This window comes from Micromonospora sp. DT201 (genome assembly GCF_049841575.1).
GTDB lineage: Bacteria > Actinomycetota > Actinomycetes > Mycobacteriales > Micromonosporaceae > Micromonospora.
Window position 1 is genome coordinate 135,020 of sequence record NZ_JBNCKP010000014.1, and the last position, 17,268, is coordinate 152,287.

Consider the following 17,268-nt stretch of genomic DNA (forward strand, 5'->3'; position numbering starts at 1 on the left):
ACCACCGACGCGCTTGACCGCCACGTACGAGAACCCGCGGTTGTAGGCCGCCAGGCCGGCGACGTCCCCGTTCTTCATTGCGGAGATGTCCATCCGGGTCTCCACCGACTGCCGTGGCCCGAACGTCCGCTGCGAGAGCGTGTTGCGGGCTTCTTCGAACCAGGCCAGCTCGGCCCGGTTGGAGAGCTTCGTGTAGACGTACTGGCCGGTGACCACCTTGCCGGCCGTCAACCGCAGCCAACCGTCGCGGTCGGTCAGCGACCAGTACCGGTTGTCTGGGGCGTGGTTCCATTCCCACGCCAGGTCCAGCCGCGACCCGTTGGGGGCGATCTCCGCCGGGTCGAGCGGCGCTGGGACCGTCCACTGCTCGTCCTGGTACGCCTTGTGTGGCGCGTCGTTGGCGAAGTCGTCCGAGGCGACGAGGCCCTTCTGGCGCTCGAAGACCTCCTCGGCCGGGCTGAGCTGAATCGGCTTGTTGAACACGCCGTTGACCGGCACGACCCCGTTGGTGCCGAAGGTCGGCCACCCGTTCTGCCAGGTGGCGGGGATGAGCGCCGGGATCCGACCGATCGGGAACGTGTCGCGGAAGAACATGCCGTGCCAGTCGGTCCCGCCGTCCGCGCGGCTGATCGGCACCAGGCTGCCCTGCGCGAAGCCGTTCGAGTTGAGCACGCCACGCGCTTCGTAGGTGTTCACCCCTCCGGCGGAGGTGTAGCGCCCGAGCAGGTCCTTCGACCGGAACATGACGACCTGGCGTCCCTGCCCGGAGGGCCAGGTGATGATGACGGCGTAGTACCAGCCGTCGATGTAGTAGAACTGCGCGCCCTCGAACAGACCGCCGATGAACGGCTGCCCGGCGTAGTTGCTCGCCGTGAAGATGTTGGGGTAGTCCTGCGCGATGGCCGTCAGATCGGCGTTGAGGCGTACGGCGCTGGTGCCACCGGAGCCGTAGAAGATGTACGGCGTTCCATCGACGTCGAAGAAGAGTGACGGGTCGTGCAGGCCACGGCCGAGGGCGGTGCGCTGCCACGTGCCGTTCTCGATGTCGTCGGTGCGGTAGAGGTACGCCCCGTTGAGGTTGTTGGTGTTGAAGGCGACGTAGAACATTCCGTCGTGGTAGCGCAGCGACGATGCCCACTGGCCCTGGCCGTACGAGTTCTGGCCGTTGCGCAGCGAGAAGGCGTCACCGATGCTCGCCCGGTCGAAGACGTAGTTGACGATCTCCCAGTTGACGAGGTCGTACGACTTCATGATCGGCGCGCCCGGGCTCAGGTGCATCGTCGTGCTGATCATGTAATAGATGTCGCGGCCCTCGTCGTTCTCGGCGGCCGGTACGCGCTCCACGCTGATGTCCGGCACGTCGGCATTGAGCAGCGGCACTGAGTACGTGCCGGCGCCGGTGTCGGTCGAGGTGTACGACGATCGGGGCGACCATGCTTCGGCGGCGTGCGCGGCAGCGGGTGCGGTCACGACGCTGGCGCTGACAACGACAACGGTCAATGCGAACGCACACATTGAATCAGGCCGACGTAGCCGCACTGTGGACGGAAGCCTTTTCAACGCCCCGACAACGCGGTGGATTGCGTTGTTTTGGCCGGGGGATTCGGGCGTGCGGGAGGAGCTAGGGATACGCGAGCGGATCGACACGGCCAAGGTGAGCTCCAAGCGCGAGGGCGGCGTGAGGGCGGCGTGAGGACGGCGTGAGGGCCATCGTGTTATCGCTAACAATGACTGTCAAGACCTTCGATGAAACGCGCCCGAAGTGTCCCCGTAACATCGGGACTAACCATTATGGATGGACGTGTCGCCCGTGGGAGCGCGGCCATGAATCAGCAGGCAGACGACGCTGGCACAGAGGCAGCTCCGTCTCAGCCTCGGCAGGCTTCGAGGCAGGAGCGCAGGGCCGCAGTGAGCCGGTTGGCCCGCTCGTCACCCATCCCGCGCATCTGGTTGGCCACGTAGCCCCATCCCCGTGCGCTACCGCGCCTCGACGGGGCTGATCGTGGACACGGCGAGGACGCTCGCCGCGACGTGACGGCACAGGTCCGGGCTGAGGCGTGTTGCCCCAGCCCGGACCTGTCGGTGTCCTGCTCTCAGGTCAGCTCCGCAGCTGCCACCGCTGGTTCGTGCCACCGGTGCAGGACCACAGGATCAACTTCGTGCCGTTCGCCGTCGCGGCGCCGTTCGCGTCGAGGCAGAGACCCGACTGCGCACCCGTGATCGTGCCGTTGGCGTTGATGTTCCACTGCTGGTTGGCCTGACCGTTGCAGTCCCAGATCACCACCGTGGTGCCGTTGCTGGCGCCCTGGCCGGAGGCGTCCAGGCACTTGGTGCCGTACACCATGAGCTGCCGGCTGGCGGTGTGGGTCCACCGCTGGTTGGTGGCGTTACTGATGCAGTCCCAGATCTGGGCCTGCGTGCCGTTGGTGGTGCTGGAGTTGCCGATCTCGGCGCACCGGCCCGACTGGCCGCCCACGATCTGCACATTCGTCGGGTTGGTGCTGCCGCCGCTCTGCACGCCGGCCGTGTTGATCACCGTCTGCGCGCCCGACGGCCAGTTGCCGTTGCTGACCGTGACGTTGCCGTTGACGACGTTGCCGCGGTCACCGTTCGTCACGTTCGTGCTGCCGTTGGTCGACCAGTTGTTGGTGACGGTGAAGTTGCCCATGTTCTCCGCGTAGTAGTAGTTCGCGGTGGCCCAGGTGCCGGTGGAGGAGAACACGTTGTTGCGGGCGGTGTAATAGCGGGAGCCCTCGTCGAAGTAGAGCCCGAACCAGCCGTTGGTCCGCAGGCAGTAGTTCTCGGCGATCAACCCGCCCGGGTTCGCCGACAGCGAGTAGATGCACCCGCCGTCGGTCATCTGCTGCATGACGTCGTGCACGTAGTTACCGATGACCTGGTTGTTGGCCGCGGTGGTCGCCGTGGAGTACCGCGGCTGGTAGTTGTACAGGCCACGGTTGGCGTAGTGCTGACTGCCGCCGGCGTCGTTGGCACCCCAGCCGTAGCCGACCGACATGCCGGTGTACGGCATGTTGTAGACCTCGTTGTGCGAGACCAGCGAGGTGTTCACGTAGGTCGTCAGGATCGAGACGACACCCCGGTACTCCAGACCGAGATCGTGCACCCGGTTGTTGCTGATGGTGACGTTGCGGTTGACCATCCGCTGGTCGCTCGGGTGGTGTGCGTCGGCGCGCACGCCGCCCACCACGATGCCACCGGCGGAGTTGCGGGCGATCTCGGAGCGGGTGACGGTGATGTTGCTGGCGCCCAGACCGACGCCACTGGCGTGGGCGTTGGCGTCGTTGCCGATGCCGATGGCCGTCTGCCCAAGGTTGACGAACTGCGAGTCGCTGAAGGTGACGTTGTTGGCGGCGGAGACCTGCACGGCGGCCGGCATCTGGGCCCAACTCGGGCGGGTGGCCTCGAACAGCGGGCAGCCCTCCTGGCAGGAGGTCAGCGCGTCGGACGGCCGGGCCCAGGAGCCGACGATGTGCGCGCCGGTCTGCTGGTCGGCGAAACCGTTGCTGCTGCTCGGGCCGAGCCAACTGGTGCCGGTGAAGGTGATCCCGCTGAACGAGATGTGGTGCGCGGGCGCGTCAAGGGTGCCGCCGACGTTGACCAGGGACTGCAGTTGCGGCAGCTCCACGCTGACCGAGCTCATGTTCTGCCCGGCGAGCGGAATGTAGTTGAGCTGGCCGCTGCCGGGGTTCAGATACCACTCCCCCGCCGAGTCCAGAAACTCGTACGCGTTGGCCAGATAGAACGGGCCGGCCCGGTGCGGGCGGGACAACGTGTCGAACCCGAAGGTGTTGTTGTTCCAGGCGGGCTGCTGCATCGTCAGGAAGTTGCCGCTGATGCTCTGCACCGGGGAATACCGGTCGGTGAACGAACCGACGCTCTCCACCTCGACCCGGTTCTGGTTGCCGAGGTTGTTGAGGTAGTTCAGTGCGCTGTTGCTGAACCGCATACCGGAGGTGGTGAAGGTGAAGTCGGACCGGTTCACGGCGGTACGTGCCCGCGTGGCGACGGCCCCGTTGACGTAGAGCTGGCGGGAGTCGAGCCCGGCGGGAACGTTGGCCCGCCAGATGTTCTTCCCGGAGTCGACGAGCGACCAACCGGTGACCGCGCGGGCGCCGGTGATCGTCGGACGTGCGCCAGCGGCCGCCCGCCAGATCACCTGATAGCCGTTGTTGCCCGAGTCGGCGGCGGTCAGTCGCATCGGCGACGAGAGCCGGTACGCACCGTTGGCCAACTCCACCACGATGTCACCGGACATCGTGCTGTTGGCTGCCCGGACCGCGGTCTGCGCGGCGGTCAGCGAACACGGTTGGCTGGCCGAGCAACTGGTGCCGGTGCCGGAGGGAGACGCGTAGAGGGTGGTGGTGGCCGCGAGCGCCGGCGACGCCGAGGCGGTCACCGCGACCAGGGCGGTCAACGCTGACGCGGCGGCGCCGGCCAGCATTCGCCGCAGCGGCGGAATGGACGAGACGGACACGGGACGGTGCTCCTCACGTGAGGGGGTGGCGGACGGATCCCCGGAACGGGGCGGTGGGTGAGCGGGGGCGGTCACCCGAGGATCTCCCGCAGATAGCGCAGGCCGTCCGTGGCGAGACGGTCCTGCGAGGGGGCCAGCGGACGCCAGATCGCCGCGGCGACCGCGATGGCCTCGTTCTCCGCCGTGAACGACTCGATGCAGATCGCACCCTGGTAACCGGTGTCCCGCAGGACGGCGAAGAAGCGGGGCCAGTCGAAGTGGTCCGCACCGGGAGCGCCCCGGTTGCTGCCGCTGACCTGCACGTGCTTGATGTGCGGGCCAGCGGCAGCGAGAGCCGCGTAGGGGTCGGCCTCCTCGATGTTCATGTGATACGTATCGATCATGATGCCGACGTTCGGCGGGAGCCCGTCAATCAACTCGACGGTCTGCTCGATCGTGTTGACGACGCTCGTCTCGTAGCGGTTCAACGCCTCGACACCGATGCTCACGCCCAACTCGCCGGCCTGCTCGGCCACCGGCGTCAGGGCTCGCCGGAAATCCGCGTAGCAGGCCGCGCGAGCCGCCGGTGACATCCGCCAGGTGCGGCCGACCGAGGCGTACACCGGGCCGCCGACGCATCCAGCGCCGACGGCCGCCGCGCTCGCCACGCAGCCCTTGAGGTACGCCACCGTCGACTCGACCACCGCTGGCGCGGCGTCGACCAGATCCCGCCCCGGCGAGAAGGCCGCGCAGACGCCGGCGGCGACGAGGCCGTGCTCGGCCAGCAGGTCCCGAGTGCGGACCGGGTCCCAGTCGCCGGGCTGCTCAATCGGCAACTCGACCGCGTCGAAGCCGAACGAGGCGATCCGCGGGATCAACTCGGCCAGGGCCTTGTCGTCGACTGGCGAGGCCCACACCCAGGGGTTGACACCGATGGCGTACATCAGGGCCCTACTTCCAGCGCTGCGGGTAGCCGGGCAGGTCGGTGCAGCCGCACATCGCGTAGTGCAGCGGCGGCATGCCCGCGTCGAGATACGTGTCCAGGTTGTCCTGGGTGACGGTCGGCTGCGGCAGCTTCCACGGGTTCGACACCTGCTCGCCGTCGAGGATCCGCAGTGCGGCGATGATTGGCGTACGCCACTGGTAGGTCGGGTAGGTCGGTGCGATCGCGGTGAGGTTCTTGTCCTTCCAGATCTTCAGGAAGTCGAGTTGGTCCTCGCCGTTCATAGGCGGAACGGGCTTACCCGCGTCCTGGAACGCCTCGACCGCCGCGACGGCCACCGCGCCGGCGTCCATCCAGACGCCGTCGATCGTGCCGTACCGCTGGATGTAGTCGTCGACGATCTTCTTGGTCTTGGCCGGATCGCCGTCGGTGAACTCGACGCCCACGACGTCGACCTTCGCCTTGTCGAACGCCACCTTCGCCGCCGACCAGCGGGTTTCCAGCACGTCGACGCCGGGCAGGATCCGCAGGGCGAGGACCTTCCCCCCGGGCTTCATCTTCTGGCTGACGAACTCGGCACCGACGTGGCCGAAGCCGTAACCGCCGATGGGGTTGATGAACGTCACCGGGCACTTGGTGTTGACGCCACGGTCGAAGACGACGACCGGCAGCCCGGCCTGGCAGGCCGCCTCGACGGCCGGCGTGAGCGTGGCGGTGGTGTTCGGCGAGACGATGAGCGCGTCACAGCTCTTGCCGAGCAGGTCGTTGATGTCCGCGATCTGCTTCTGGTCCTTGCCTTCGGCGTCGACGTGCACGAACTCCTTGATGCGACTCTTCTGCGCCTCGACCTCGGCCTGCATGGTCTTGAACCCGACCTGCCGCCAGGGGTTGTTCAGCGCGGCGTTCGAGAAGCAGATCTTGTGCGGACCCTTCTTCTTGAACTTGGCCGTGTCCACCATCTTCGGGTTGAGCACCTGCTCCCACGGCTTGTCGGCGGGACCCGTCGGGGTCGCGCTCAGCAGCGAAAGCTCGGCGTCATAGTCGGCCTGCACGAAGAACTTCGACTGCTCCCCGGTGCCGGACCCGGCGGCGGGCGCACTGCCGGAAGGGCTCGCGGCCGGCTCGTCGGTGGCACAGGCTGTGAGGGACAGCAGGGTGACAGCGGCCAACGCCGCCATGGAACGTCGCACTATGGTTCCCCTTTATCTCGACGAAGAACGTGTTGCCGAGACCGCCACGGCGAGCAGAATGATCGCGCCCTGGACGGTCGACCTGAGGGCGCCGGAGACGCCGTAGAAATTCATGAGGGCAAAGAGCAGTTCGAGGGTCAACGCCCCGAGCATCGCGCCGACGACCGAGCCGCGACCCCCGCCCAGCGCCACACCGCCGAGGACGACCGCGGTGATCGCGCCGAACTCCAGACCGGCGCCGGCCTGGAACGACACGCCGCTGTAGCCGCCCAGGAGGATCGCCGCGGCCGCCGCGGCGAGCCCGCTGAGGATGAAGGCGATCGTCCGGGTACGCCAGACGCGCACCCCGCTCAGCTCGGCGGTGCGCGGATTGTCGCCGACGGCGACCAGCGTCCGGCCGAAGTCGGACCGCATCAGCAGCACGGCCACCACCGCCAGGGCCAGAAGGACCAACAGCGCGTACGGCACCCGACCGAGCAGCGGCACGTCCTCGAAGGCCCGCCGCCCGAATCGGCGGAACTCCTCGGAGAGCCCACCCTTCGGGGCACCGTCGGACCACAGGTAGACCGCGCCGACGAGGATCAGGAACATGCCGAGGGTGGTGATGAACGACGGCACCCGCAGCCGCGTCGTGATCAGGCCGTTGACCAGCCCGACGAGTGCTCCGAAGGCGAGCAGGAGCAGCACCACCGGCCAGGTACGCGTCGGGTCGCTGTCGATCAGCCGAGCGGCGACGACCACCTGCGCGGTGACCAGGGAACCGACCGAGAGGTCGAACTCGCCGGAGACGATCACGAAGTACTGGCCGGCGGCGAGCAGGATGATCGGCGCCGAACGACCGAGGAACGACATCAGCGACGGTGGGGCGAGGAAGTCGGGCTGCCGGATGCCGACGAGCACCAACAGCACCGCGAGAATCGCGAGGATCGGCAGGACACCACCGGGGCGAACCCGCGGGAGACGCAGCGGCAGCGTACGACGCTGAACGGTCTGCATGGCTAGGCAGCCGCCTTTCGCATGGCCCTGCGGGCGTAGACGGCGACCGCGGCGATGATGATCGCGCCCCGGATCACCTGCTTGAAGAAGGCGTCGACCTCGAGCTGATTGAAGATCGCGTCGATGCTGGCGAGCAGCAGCACTCCCCCGACCGTGCCGATGACGCCGCCCCGCCCACCGGCGAGGGCGGTCCCACCGATCACCACCGCGGCGATCGACTCCAGGTCGTAGAGGCCCTCGGTGCCCACCCGGGGCGCGCCCGAGCCGAGCCGACTGGCGAGGTAGATGCCGGCGAGCCCGGCACACATCGAGCACAGCACGTGGGCGGTGACGAGGATCCGGTCGTTGCGGACACCGGAGAGCCGCGCCACCTCCGGGTCTCCACCGACGGCGACCAGGTGGTGGCCGAAGCGGGTCTTCGAGAGCGCGAACCAGGCCGCGGCGGCCACGGCGACCAGCAGCAGGAACGACACCGGCACCGGGCCGATCCGCTGGTAGCCGAGAGACTGCACGAGCGTGGGTGCGGTGGTGCCGGCCGGGCCGTCGTAGCCGTTGTCGAGATAACCCTTGAGCAGCAGCCCGACGCCGAGGGTCGCGATGAACGCGTTGACCCGGAGCTTGGTCACGAGGAGACCGTTGAGCAGCCCGATACCAGCGCTGACCGCGAGCGCCAGGCCAATCGCCGGCAGCAACGCGCCGTCGCTGCCGTTCATCGTCTCAGCCGCGACGAGAGTGCTGAGGCTGATCACGTACGCCACGGAGAGGTCGAGCGAGCCGCCCAGGATGACCAGGGTCTGGCCGACCGCGACGAGCCCGAGGCCGGCCGCGACGTGCAGGAGACTCACCGTCGTGGACTCGTTGAAGAGCTGACCGCCGTCCATGAGGACAACCAGCCAGCCGATCGCCAGGGTCAGGGTCAGGGCCACGAACACACCCGGTACGGGTCGGCGGGCCGGCAGCAGCGACAGCGCGCTCACTGGGCCACCTCGGTTCGCGACTGCGGGGCTCGCAAACCCGACTTACTCCTCGCGCTCACTGGGCCACCTCGATTCGCGACTGCGGGGCTCGCAAACCCGACTTACTCCTCGCGCTCACTGGGCCACCTCGGTTCGCGACTGCGGGGCTCGCAAACCCGGCTTACTCCTCGCGCTCACTGGACCATCTCCCGTGTGGTCCCGACCGCCAACGCGACGACCTCCTCCTCGGTCGCGCCGGCGGGCAGCTCACCCGCGACGGCGCCGTCCCGCATGACGACGATCCGATCACTCATCCCCAACAGCTCCGGTAGATCGGACGAGATCATCAGCACGGCCGCGCCGTCGCGGGCGAGTCGGCGAACGAGGTCGTGGATGGCTGACTTGGCGCCCACGTCGATGCCCCGGGTCGGCTCGTCGAAGAGCAGAATCCGCGGGTTGAGCGCGAGCCATCGGGCCAGGACGACCTTCTGCTGGTTACCCCCGGACAGAAAGCGGATCTCCTGGTCGTCGCCGGCGCCGCGGACCTCCACGGCGGCGAGCAACTCGCGCACCCGGACGGTCCGGGCCGCACGGCCGGACCGGGCGGCGAAGACGGCTCGACTGGCGAGCAGCGCGTTGTCGAGCACCGACTGCCGACCGACGATTCCCTCGCCCTTGCGGTCCTCGGTGACGTAGGCGATGCCGGCCCGCATCGCGGTGCGGGGTGAGCGCAGTCGGACCGGCCGGTCGTCGAGCGTGACGTCGCCGGTCGTGAAGGGCGACACCCCGAAGATCGCACGGGCCAGCGCGGACCGCCCGGAGCCCTGCAGGCCGCCGATGCCGAGCACCTCGCCGGCGCGCAACTGGAGGTTGACGTCGCGCAGCTTCCGGTTTCCGACGTCGCGCAGGTTGAGCCGCACCGGACCCCGGTCCTCGGGTGCGGCCCGGTCCGGGTAGTAGCTGGACAGTGCCCGGCCGACCATGTGCCGCACCAGCTCGTCGCCGGTGGTGTCGGCGGTGTCGACGGTGGTGACCCGGCGGCCGTCCTTGAGGACGGTGATCCGGCTCGACAGGTCGAAGACCTCCGTGAGCCGGTGTGAGACATACAGCAGGCCGATGCCCCGCTCCTGGAGTCGGTGCACCAACCCGTAGAGCAGCTCGACCTCGTGGTCGGCCAGCGCGGCGGTCGGCTCGTCCATGATGAGCAGTCGCGCGTCCAGGGCGAGTGCCTTGGCGATCTCGACGACCTGCTGCTGCGCGACGCCGAGCTGCCCCACCCGGGCGTCGGCCGGCAACGTGGTCTCCCCGATCGAGTCGAGCAGTCGCCTGGTGCGGTCGAGCATTGCCCGACGGTCGACCAGACCGCGACGGACCGGCTCGTGTCCCAGGTAGACGTTCTCCGCGACGGTGCGCTCCGGGAGCAGGTTGAACTCCTGGTGGATGATGCCGACTCCGGCTCGCTGCGCATCGCGTGGGCCACGGAACGCGCGCGGTTCACCGGCGAACTCGATGGTGCCCTCGTCCGGGGCGTACCCGCCCGAGACGATCTTCATGAGAGTCGACTTCCCGGCGCCGTTCTCACCAACGACTGCGTGAACCTCGCCCGGCGCGACGTCGAGGTCGACACCGTCGAGAACGCGGACCCCGAGGAAGGACTTGCCGATGCCCCGAAGGGTGAGCAGCGGCGTCGGCGGCGGATCTGACATCCCGAAAGCCCTCACAGATAGTAGTTATCGACTGGATCCAGCCCCGCGTTCCGGCGGTTCTGCGGCACCGCACTGCGAACTTTCGTAGCTATCGACGAAGGCTTATGTTTGCGTGTAGCGAACATTCCCTTGACATCGACGAAACATCACACGTATGAAGATAGATGTTTGGTTGCGGGTCCGCAATCCTCGACCGGGGCTGATTGCCAGGGCCATCATCCGATCGACAGCGGCGCCGCAGCAAGGGAGCCGTGCACGACCGTCGTCACTTGGGCAGGACGCCGGACGTCATCCTGTTAATTGACATAGATTGATCTCTCGCTCATCCTGACCTCGTGGATCACCGGACGAGATCTACAGCGATCATCACGCTGTGTGACGTCCTACGGGTCTGACTGCCGTTTCGGCGAACGGCACCAGGACCGACCACCGCACCCCGTGCACCCCCGCGCGTCCAGGCACAACCTGACGAGCCGTGGGGCCCGTGGTGGCAATCGGAGTTGCCCGCCCAACCTAGGAGACGGCATGCGTCGCAACACATTGCTCATCTCAGTGATCGCCGGCCTGTTGCTGGCGCTCGGACTCGCCCCACCCGCCTCGGCGGCCCCGGCCTTCCGCGCCCTGTTGTTCACCAAGACCGCCGGCTACCGGCACGACTCGATCCCCGCCGGGATCACGATGTTCCAGCAGCAGGCGGCGGCGAACAACTTCGAGCTGGTGGCGACCGAGGACTCCAGCGTCTTCACCGCCAGCAACCTGGCGACCTTCGACGTGATCATCATGTTCCAGACCTCCGGCATGGTCTGGACCTCGGCGGCCCAGCGCCAGGCGGTGGAGGGTTACCTCGCCAGCGGCAAGGGCATCGTCGGCATCCACAACGCCACCGACATGGGCATCGACTCCGAGTACCCGTGGTGGGACCAGACCATCAACGGCGGCGCCCACATGCCGGAGCACTCCCCCGGCGTGCTGCCCGGCACCGCGATCGTCGCCGACAAGCAGCACCCGTCGACGGCCGGTCTGCCGGATCGCTGGAACCGCAGCGAGGAGTGGTACAACTTCGACTCCAACCCGCGCGGCAAGGTGCACGTCCTGGTGACCGCCGACGAGCGGACGTACAACCCGGGGTCCCGCGCGATGGGCCCGGACCACCCGATCTCCTGGTGTCGCAACACCGCCGGCGGGCGGGTGTGGGCCACCGCGATGGGCCACGCGATCGACTCCTACAGCGAGACGAACTTCCGCAACCACGTGCTCGGTGGCGTGAAGTGGGCCGCCGGTAACGTCGCCGGTGACTGCGGCGGCACCGTCTGGAGCAACTTCGAGAAGCGCACCTTGGACGACAACACCGTCGACCCGATGGCGATGGCGGTGGCCCCGGACGGACGGGTGTTCTACGCCCAGCGCGGCGGGCAGCTGAAGATCTTCAAGCCCTCCACCAACAGCACGGTGACCGCCGGCACGCTGAGCGTCTACACCGGCGGCGAGGACGGCCTCACCGGCATGGCGCTGGACCCCAACTTCGCCACCAACGGGTACGTGTATCTGTACCACTCGCCGGCGAGCAGCTCGACCGACGTCAACCGCGTCTCCCGCTACACCGTCAGCGGTGACACGTTGAACATGTCCAGCGGCGTGACGATCATCGACATCCCGGCGTACCGGGACCGGACGTTCCCGGAGCCCGGCCACACCGGCGGTTACATCGAGTTCGGTCCGGACGGCAACCTCTTCATCGGCACCGGCGACGACACGCCCCCGAACCTCGACCCCAACTGGCAGGGCTACGCCCCGCTGGACTGGCGCTCGGGCAAGTCCAACCTGGACGCCGCCCGCAGCGCGGGCAACACCAACGACCTGCGTGGCAAGCTGCTGCGCATCCGCCCCGGGGCCAGCGGCGGCTACACCGTCCCGACCGGCAACCTCTACCCCCAGGGCACCGCGCAGACCAAGCCGGAAATCTACGCGATGGGCTTCCGCAACCCGTTCCGGTTCTCGATCGACCCCGCCAACGGCTGGGTCTACCTGGCCGACTACGGACCGGACCGCAACCCGCCGACCACCAACCGTGGCCCGGAGGGCCTGGTCGAGCTGAACGTGATCAAGACGCCCGGCAACTACGGCTGGCCGTTCTGCCACGGCAACAACCAGCCCTACGCTCCGTACAACCCGGACACCGGCGTGGTCGGCGCGAAGTTCAACTGTTCGGCACCTGTTAACAATTCGCCGAACAACACCGGTCTGGTCAACCTGAAGCCGGTCGTCATGCCCAACATCTGGTATGGCTACCCCGCCTCGACGACCTTCCCGGAGCTCGGCTCCGGCGGCTCCGCGCCGATGGGCGGCCCGGTCTACCGCTACGACGCGTCGAACCCGTCCCAGACGAAGTTCCCCGCCTACTACGACGGCGTGCACTTCTTCTACGAGTGGGCGCGCAACTACGTCAAGGAGGTGCACTTCGACTCCTCCTCGGCGGTGACCCGCACCAACGCGTTCCTGCCGGGCGTTGGCTTCAACAAGCCGATGGACATGGAGTTCGGCAAGGACGGCTCGCTCTACCTGCTGGAGTGGGGCACCAACTTCGGCGGCGGCAACAGCGACTCCGGGCTCTACCGGATCGACTACATCCAGGGCGGCCGGTCCCCGATCGCCAAGGCCACCGGCACGCCCACCAGCGGCAAGTCACCGCTGACCGTCCAGTTCAGCAGTGCGGGCACGTCCGACCCGGACGGCAACACGCTGAGCTACCAGTGGACGTTCGGCGACGGCACGACCTCCACCGCGGCCAACCCGTCGAAGGTGTACACCGCCAACGGCAACTACACCGCCCAGTTGAAGGTCACCGACAGCACCGGTAAGACGGGCTTCGCCAACGTCCAGATCACCGTCGGCAACAGCGCGCCGGTGCTCACCATCACCACACCGGGCAACGGCGGCATGCTCACCTTCGGTGACAAGGTGCCATACCAGATCACCGTCACCGATCCGGACGGCGGCACTGTCGACTGCTCGAAGGTGTTCCTCAACCCGGCGCTGGGTCACGACGACCACGCCCACGAGACCACCGAGTACCCGGGCTGCTCGGGCACCATCTCCACCGACCTGCTCGGTGGGCACCCGGACGGCGCCAACCTGTTCTACGTGCTGAACGCCCGCTACACCGACAGCGGCGGTGCGGGGGGCGCGGCCCCGCTCACCGGGACCGCCCAGGCGATCCTCCAGCCGAAGCACAAGCAGTCCGAGTACTTCAGCAGCCAGTCCGGCATCCGCGTCGTCGACCAGGCGGCGGCGGAGAGCACCAAGCGGGTCGGCGACATCTCCACCAACGACTGGATCGCGTTCAGCCCGATGAGCCTGTCGGGCATCTCGACGGTCAGCTACCGGGTGTCGTCGCCCTCCGGTGGCGGTTCGATCGAGCTGCGCGCCGGCTCGCCGACCGGCACCCTGCTGGCCACCACCACGGTGCCCAATACGGGCGGCTGGGACAACTACCAGTCCACGGCTCCGGTGAGCGTCGCCGCGCTCAGCGGGACACAGACGCTCTACATGGTGTTCAAGAACAGCAGCAACTCGTTCGATCTGGACTCGCACACCTTCGGCGGGAACGGCGTCGGGACGCCCGGCACCGGCACCGGCGGTGGCCTGGCGGGGAAGACCTACACGGTCACGGCGCAGCACAGCAACAAGCTGATGGACGTCAGCGGTGTCTCCACCGCCGACGGCGCCCAGATCACCCAGTGGGCGTCCACCGGTGCCAACAACCAGAGGTGGCAGGCCGTCGACGCCGGTAACGGTGCGCTCTACCTCAAGGCGGTGCACAGCGGCAAGTGCGTCGAGGTGGTCGGCAGTTCGACCGCGGCGGGTGCCTTCCTCCAGCAGGCCACCTGCAACAACGGCAACCAGCAGAAGTTCACCGCCACCGCGACGGGAACCTCCGGCGTGTACACGGTGAAGAGTGTGCTGAGCGGCCTCTGCGTCGACGTCAACGGCGCGGCTACCACCGACGGCGCCCGACTGTTGCAGTGGACCTGCCACAGCGCGGCCAACCAGCAGTGGCGGTTCACCGCGGTGTGACCTGTCGCGGTAACAGATGACGTCCCGGTCGGGACCGGTGTCCGGAAATCGGAGCCGGTCCCGACCGGGACGTCTGTGTCAGTTCGGTTGGGCTGCGGAGTCCGGACCGGGCGGTGCGGCGAGCAGCCCGGCCGAGGCCAGGGCATCCCACAGCTCCTCGGGCACGGTGACCTCGGACCGTCGCACCGTCTCGGCCATCTGCGCCTCGTTGCGGACGCCGACCACCGTCGACACCACAGCCGGATGCCGGCGGACGAAGGCGAGTGCCGCCTGCGGCAGGGTCACCCCGTACGTCTCGCAGACCGTGGCGATCCGCCGCGCCCGCTGGATCAACTCTGCCGGAGCCTGCTGGTAGTCGTAGACGGCATCCGCCGGTGGCCGGTCCCGCGACAGCAGCCCCGAGTTGTAGACGCCCGCGATGACCACACCCACCCCGCGGCTCTCGGCGGCGGGCAGCAGGTCGTCGGCCGCACCCTGCTCCAGCAGGGTGTACCGCCCGGCGCACATCATCACGTCGACGTCGGCCTCCCGTACGAACCGGGCCAGCATCGCCGACTGGTTCATGCCAGCACCGATGGCACCCACGACGCCCTGATCACGCAGATCGATCAGGGCGGGTACGGCTTCGTTCGCGGCCCACTCCCAGTGGTCATCGGGGTCATGCAGGTAGACGATGTCGATCCGGTCCAGTCCCGTCCTCTCGAGGCTGGCCTCGATCGAGCGGTGCACGCCGTCGCGGCTGAAGTCCCACACCCGCCGGTGGCTCGCGGGGACATCGAAGCCGCCGGAGTCCTGCAGGTGCGCGTCCTGGGGCGACGGCATCAGGAGTCGCCCGACCTTCGTCGAGACGACGTACTCGTCGCGGGGCCGGTGCCGCAGCGCGGCGCCGAGGCGGCGCTCAGACAGCCCGAGCCCGTAGTGCGGCGCGGTGTCGTAGTAGCGGACGCCCGCCTCCCACGCCGCGTCGACAGCCGAGGCGAACTCCTCGTCCGTCGTCACCCGGTACAGGTTGCCACCCTGGGCCGCGCCGAAGCCCAGCTCGCTGACGAGCACCTTCGGGCGACGCGGCAGCGCGCGCTCCCTCATCGGCCCAGCCAGCCACCGTCGACGGGCAGCACGATGCCGTTGACGTAGTCCGACGCGGTCGACGCCAGGAACACCGTCGCTCCGCCGAGATCGTCGGCACGGCCCCACCGGCTTGCCGGGATCCGGGCGAGGATCGCCTGGTTACGGTCGGGGTCGTCGCGCAGCGCCTGGGTGTTGTCGGTGGCGATGTAGCCGGGCGCGATGGCGTTGACGTTCACCCCGTGGGCCGCCCACTCGTTCGCCAGCGCCTTGGTGAGGCCGGCCACGCCCGACTTCGACGCGGCGTAACCGGGAACGGTGATGCCGCCCTGAAAACTCAACAGTGACGCCGTGAAAATGATCTTCCCTCGGCCACGCTCGACCATCGTCCGGCCGATCTCCCGGCTCAGGACGAACTGGCTACTGAGGTTCACCTCGATGACGTGGTCCCACATCTCGTCCGGGTGCTCCGCAGCAGGTGTACGGGCGATCGTGCCGCCGTTGTTCACCAGAATGTCGACCGGCCCGAGATCGGTGATGTCGCTGGCCAACCGGTGCACGGCCGCCCGGTCGCCGAGATCCGCCCGCAGCGCGGTGAACCGGCGGCCAGCCGCCCGCACCCGGCGTTCGACCTCGCTGCCCTCCGCCTCGAGCTGAGCGGAGACGCCAACGATGTCGGCACCGGCCAGGGCCAGGGCCTCGGCCATGGCGAGGCCGATGCCACGCCGCGCCCCGGTCACGACCGCGGTCCGTCCGGACAGGTCAAACAGGGCAGTCACTTGTCGCCCTCCCGCACATCGAGCAACACCTTCATCACGCCGCCACCCTCAAGTGCCTCGAAGGCGGCGGAGGCCGCCTCGACCGATTCGACCCGGGAGATGAGCTGTCGCGCCGGGATCGCACCGGAGGCGACCAACCTGATCGCCTCCACCATGTCGTCGCGCTGATAGAGCCGAGCCCCGAGGAGCTCCAGTTCGCGCCAGAAGAACCGGTGCAGGTTGACCTCCCGGGGCTTGGGGTGGATCGCCACCATCACCAGCCGGCCACGGGTGGTGAGGACGTCGACCGCCGTGTTGACGCCGGCCGCGGAGCCGGACACCTCGAAGGCGATGTCGGCGCCCGCGCCGTCGGTGCGGTCGTTGACCAGTGCGACGAGATCGGTCGCTCCCGGGTCGACGACGTCGATCCCGATCCCAGCCGCCACCTCGCGCCGGATCGGGTCCGGCTCGACGAGGAGCACCCGCGCGCCGCAGCCCTGCGCGACGACGGCGATGAGGACCCCTACCGGGCCACCGCCGACCACGACCACCTGGTCGGCGGCGGTCACGTTCCCCCGCCGGACGTCGTGCACGGCGACCGCGACCGGCTCGACGAGCGCCGCGTGGTCGAGCGGCAACTCCTCGGGGAGCGGCAACACCAGCTCCGCAGGCACGTTCCAGTAGGACTGCATGGCGCCGGGTGAGTCGATGCCGAGGAAGTTCATGGCGTGGCAGATGTGGGAGTTTCCACGCTGGCAGGCCGCACACCGTCCGCACGGCCGGGTAGGCATCACGGTGACGGCCTGGCCGACGCTCCAGCCGGTTGCGTCCTCGCCGACGGCCGCGATCCGCCCGGACATCTCGTGCCCGATGATCGCGGACTCACCGACCCGGGCGTCCATGTCCCCGTGGTAGATGTGCAGGTCAGTGCCGCAGATGCCGGTGTAAGCCACCTCGATCTGCACCTCGCCGCGACCCGGTGGCACCGGGTCACGATCCTCGATTCCGAGGTCTCGCGCCCCCCGGTAGACGACTGCCTTCATCGATCCTCCGTCTCAACTGTCGGTACGTCGGTCGTGCCGACCGGGCATGGTCGTGGGTGCACC

10 protein-coding genes and 1 pseudogene are annotated in these 17,268 nt (G+C 68.4%); 1 reads left to right on the top strand and 10 read right to left on the bottom strand.

Annotated features, from left to right (window positions below; genetic code table 11):
• Positions 1-30 precede the first annotated feature (30 nt).
• The 7 genes and pseudogenes from ACLQ28_RS22180 to ACLQ28_RS22210 all read right to left on the bottom strand — a co-directional run.
• A pseudogene (locus ACLQ28_RS22180) lies at positions 31-1,515 on the bottom strand (family 43 glycosylhydrolase); the annotation flags it as partial.
• A 583-nt stretch (positions 1,516-2,098) separates the two neighbouring features.
• Positions 2,099-4,495, bottom strand: a complete 2,397-nt coding sequence (locus ACLQ28_RS22185; protein WP_425688188.1) for a ricin-type beta-trefoil lectin domain protein — start codon at positions 4,493-4,495, stop codon at positions 2,099-2,101.
• Between the two features lie 71 nt (positions 4,496-4,566).
• The gene (locus ACLQ28_RS22190; protein WP_425688189.1) at positions 4,567-5,418 is read right to left on the bottom strand and encodes a sugar phosphate isomerase/epimerase family protein; all 852 of its coding nucleotides are present in this window, start codon (positions 5,416-5,418) and stop codon (positions 4,567-4,569) included.
• A 7-nt stretch (positions 5,419-5,425) separates the two neighbouring features.
• A complete protein-coding gene (locus ACLQ28_RS22195) occupies positions 5,426-6,607 on the bottom strand; it encodes a substrate-binding domain-containing protein (RefSeq protein WP_425688190.1) in 1,182 nt (393 codons plus the stop codon).
• A gap of 12 nt (positions 6,608-6,619) precedes the next feature.
• Positions 6,620-7,603, bottom strand: a complete 984-nt coding sequence (locus ACLQ28_RS22200) for an ABC transporter permease (protein ID WP_425688191.1) — start codon at positions 7,601-7,603, stop codon at positions 6,620-6,622.
• Positions 7,604-7,605: 2 nt separating this feature from the next.
• Positions 7,606-8,580, bottom strand: a complete 975-nt coding sequence (locus tag ACLQ28_RS22205; protein WP_425688192.1) for an ABC transporter permease — start codon at positions 8,578-8,580, stop codon at positions 7,606-7,608.
• 173 nt (positions 8,581-8,753) lie between these two features.
• Positions 8,754-10,265 carry a sugar ABC transporter ATP-binding protein gene (locus tag ACLQ28_RS22210; protein ID WP_425688193.1) on the bottom strand — a complete coding sequence of 504 codons (1,512 nt, stop codon included), beginning with the start codon at positions 10,263-10,265 and terminating at the stop codon, positions 8,754-8,756.
• A 525-nt stretch (positions 10,266-10,790) separates the two neighbouring features.
• Here ACLQ28_RS22210 and ACLQ28_RS22215 point away from each other — a divergent pair.
• A complete protein-coding gene (locus tag ACLQ28_RS22215; RefSeq protein WP_425688194.1) occupies positions 10,791-14,339 on the top strand; it encodes a ThuA domain-containing protein in 3,549 nt (1,182 codons plus the stop codon).
• Positions 14,340-14,417: 78 nt separating this feature from the next.
• On the opposite strand, the gene ACLQ28_RS22220 is transcribed toward ACLQ28_RS22215, so the two are convergent.
• From ACLQ28_RS22220 to ACLQ28_RS22230, 3 genes are read right to left on the bottom strand one after another with little or no spacing between them, the layout of a single operon-like run.
• Complete coding sequence (locus tag ACLQ28_RS22220; protein ID WP_425688195.1) at positions 14,418-15,425, bottom strand: aldo/keto reductase; 1,008 nt, start codon at positions 15,423-15,425, stop codon at positions 14,418-14,420.
• Positions 15,422-16,183 (bottom strand): 2-dehydro-3-deoxy-D-gluconate 5-dehydrogenase KduD, encoded by a 762-nt coding sequence (gene kduD / locus ACLQ28_RS22225; RefSeq protein WP_425688196.1) that lies wholly within the window; start codon positions 16,181-16,183, stop codon positions 15,422-15,424. Before kduD ends, ACLQ28_RS22220 begins: the two co-directional genes overlap by 4 nt.
• Positions 16,180-17,205, bottom strand: coding sequence for a zinc-dependent alcohol dehydrogenase (locus tag ACLQ28_RS22230; protein WP_425688197.1), 1,026 nt, complete (start codon positions 17,203-17,205; stop codon positions 16,180-16,182). Before ACLQ28_RS22230 ends, kduD begins: the two co-directional genes overlap by 4 nt.
• Between the last annotated feature and the right edge of the window lie 63 nt (positions 17,206-17,268).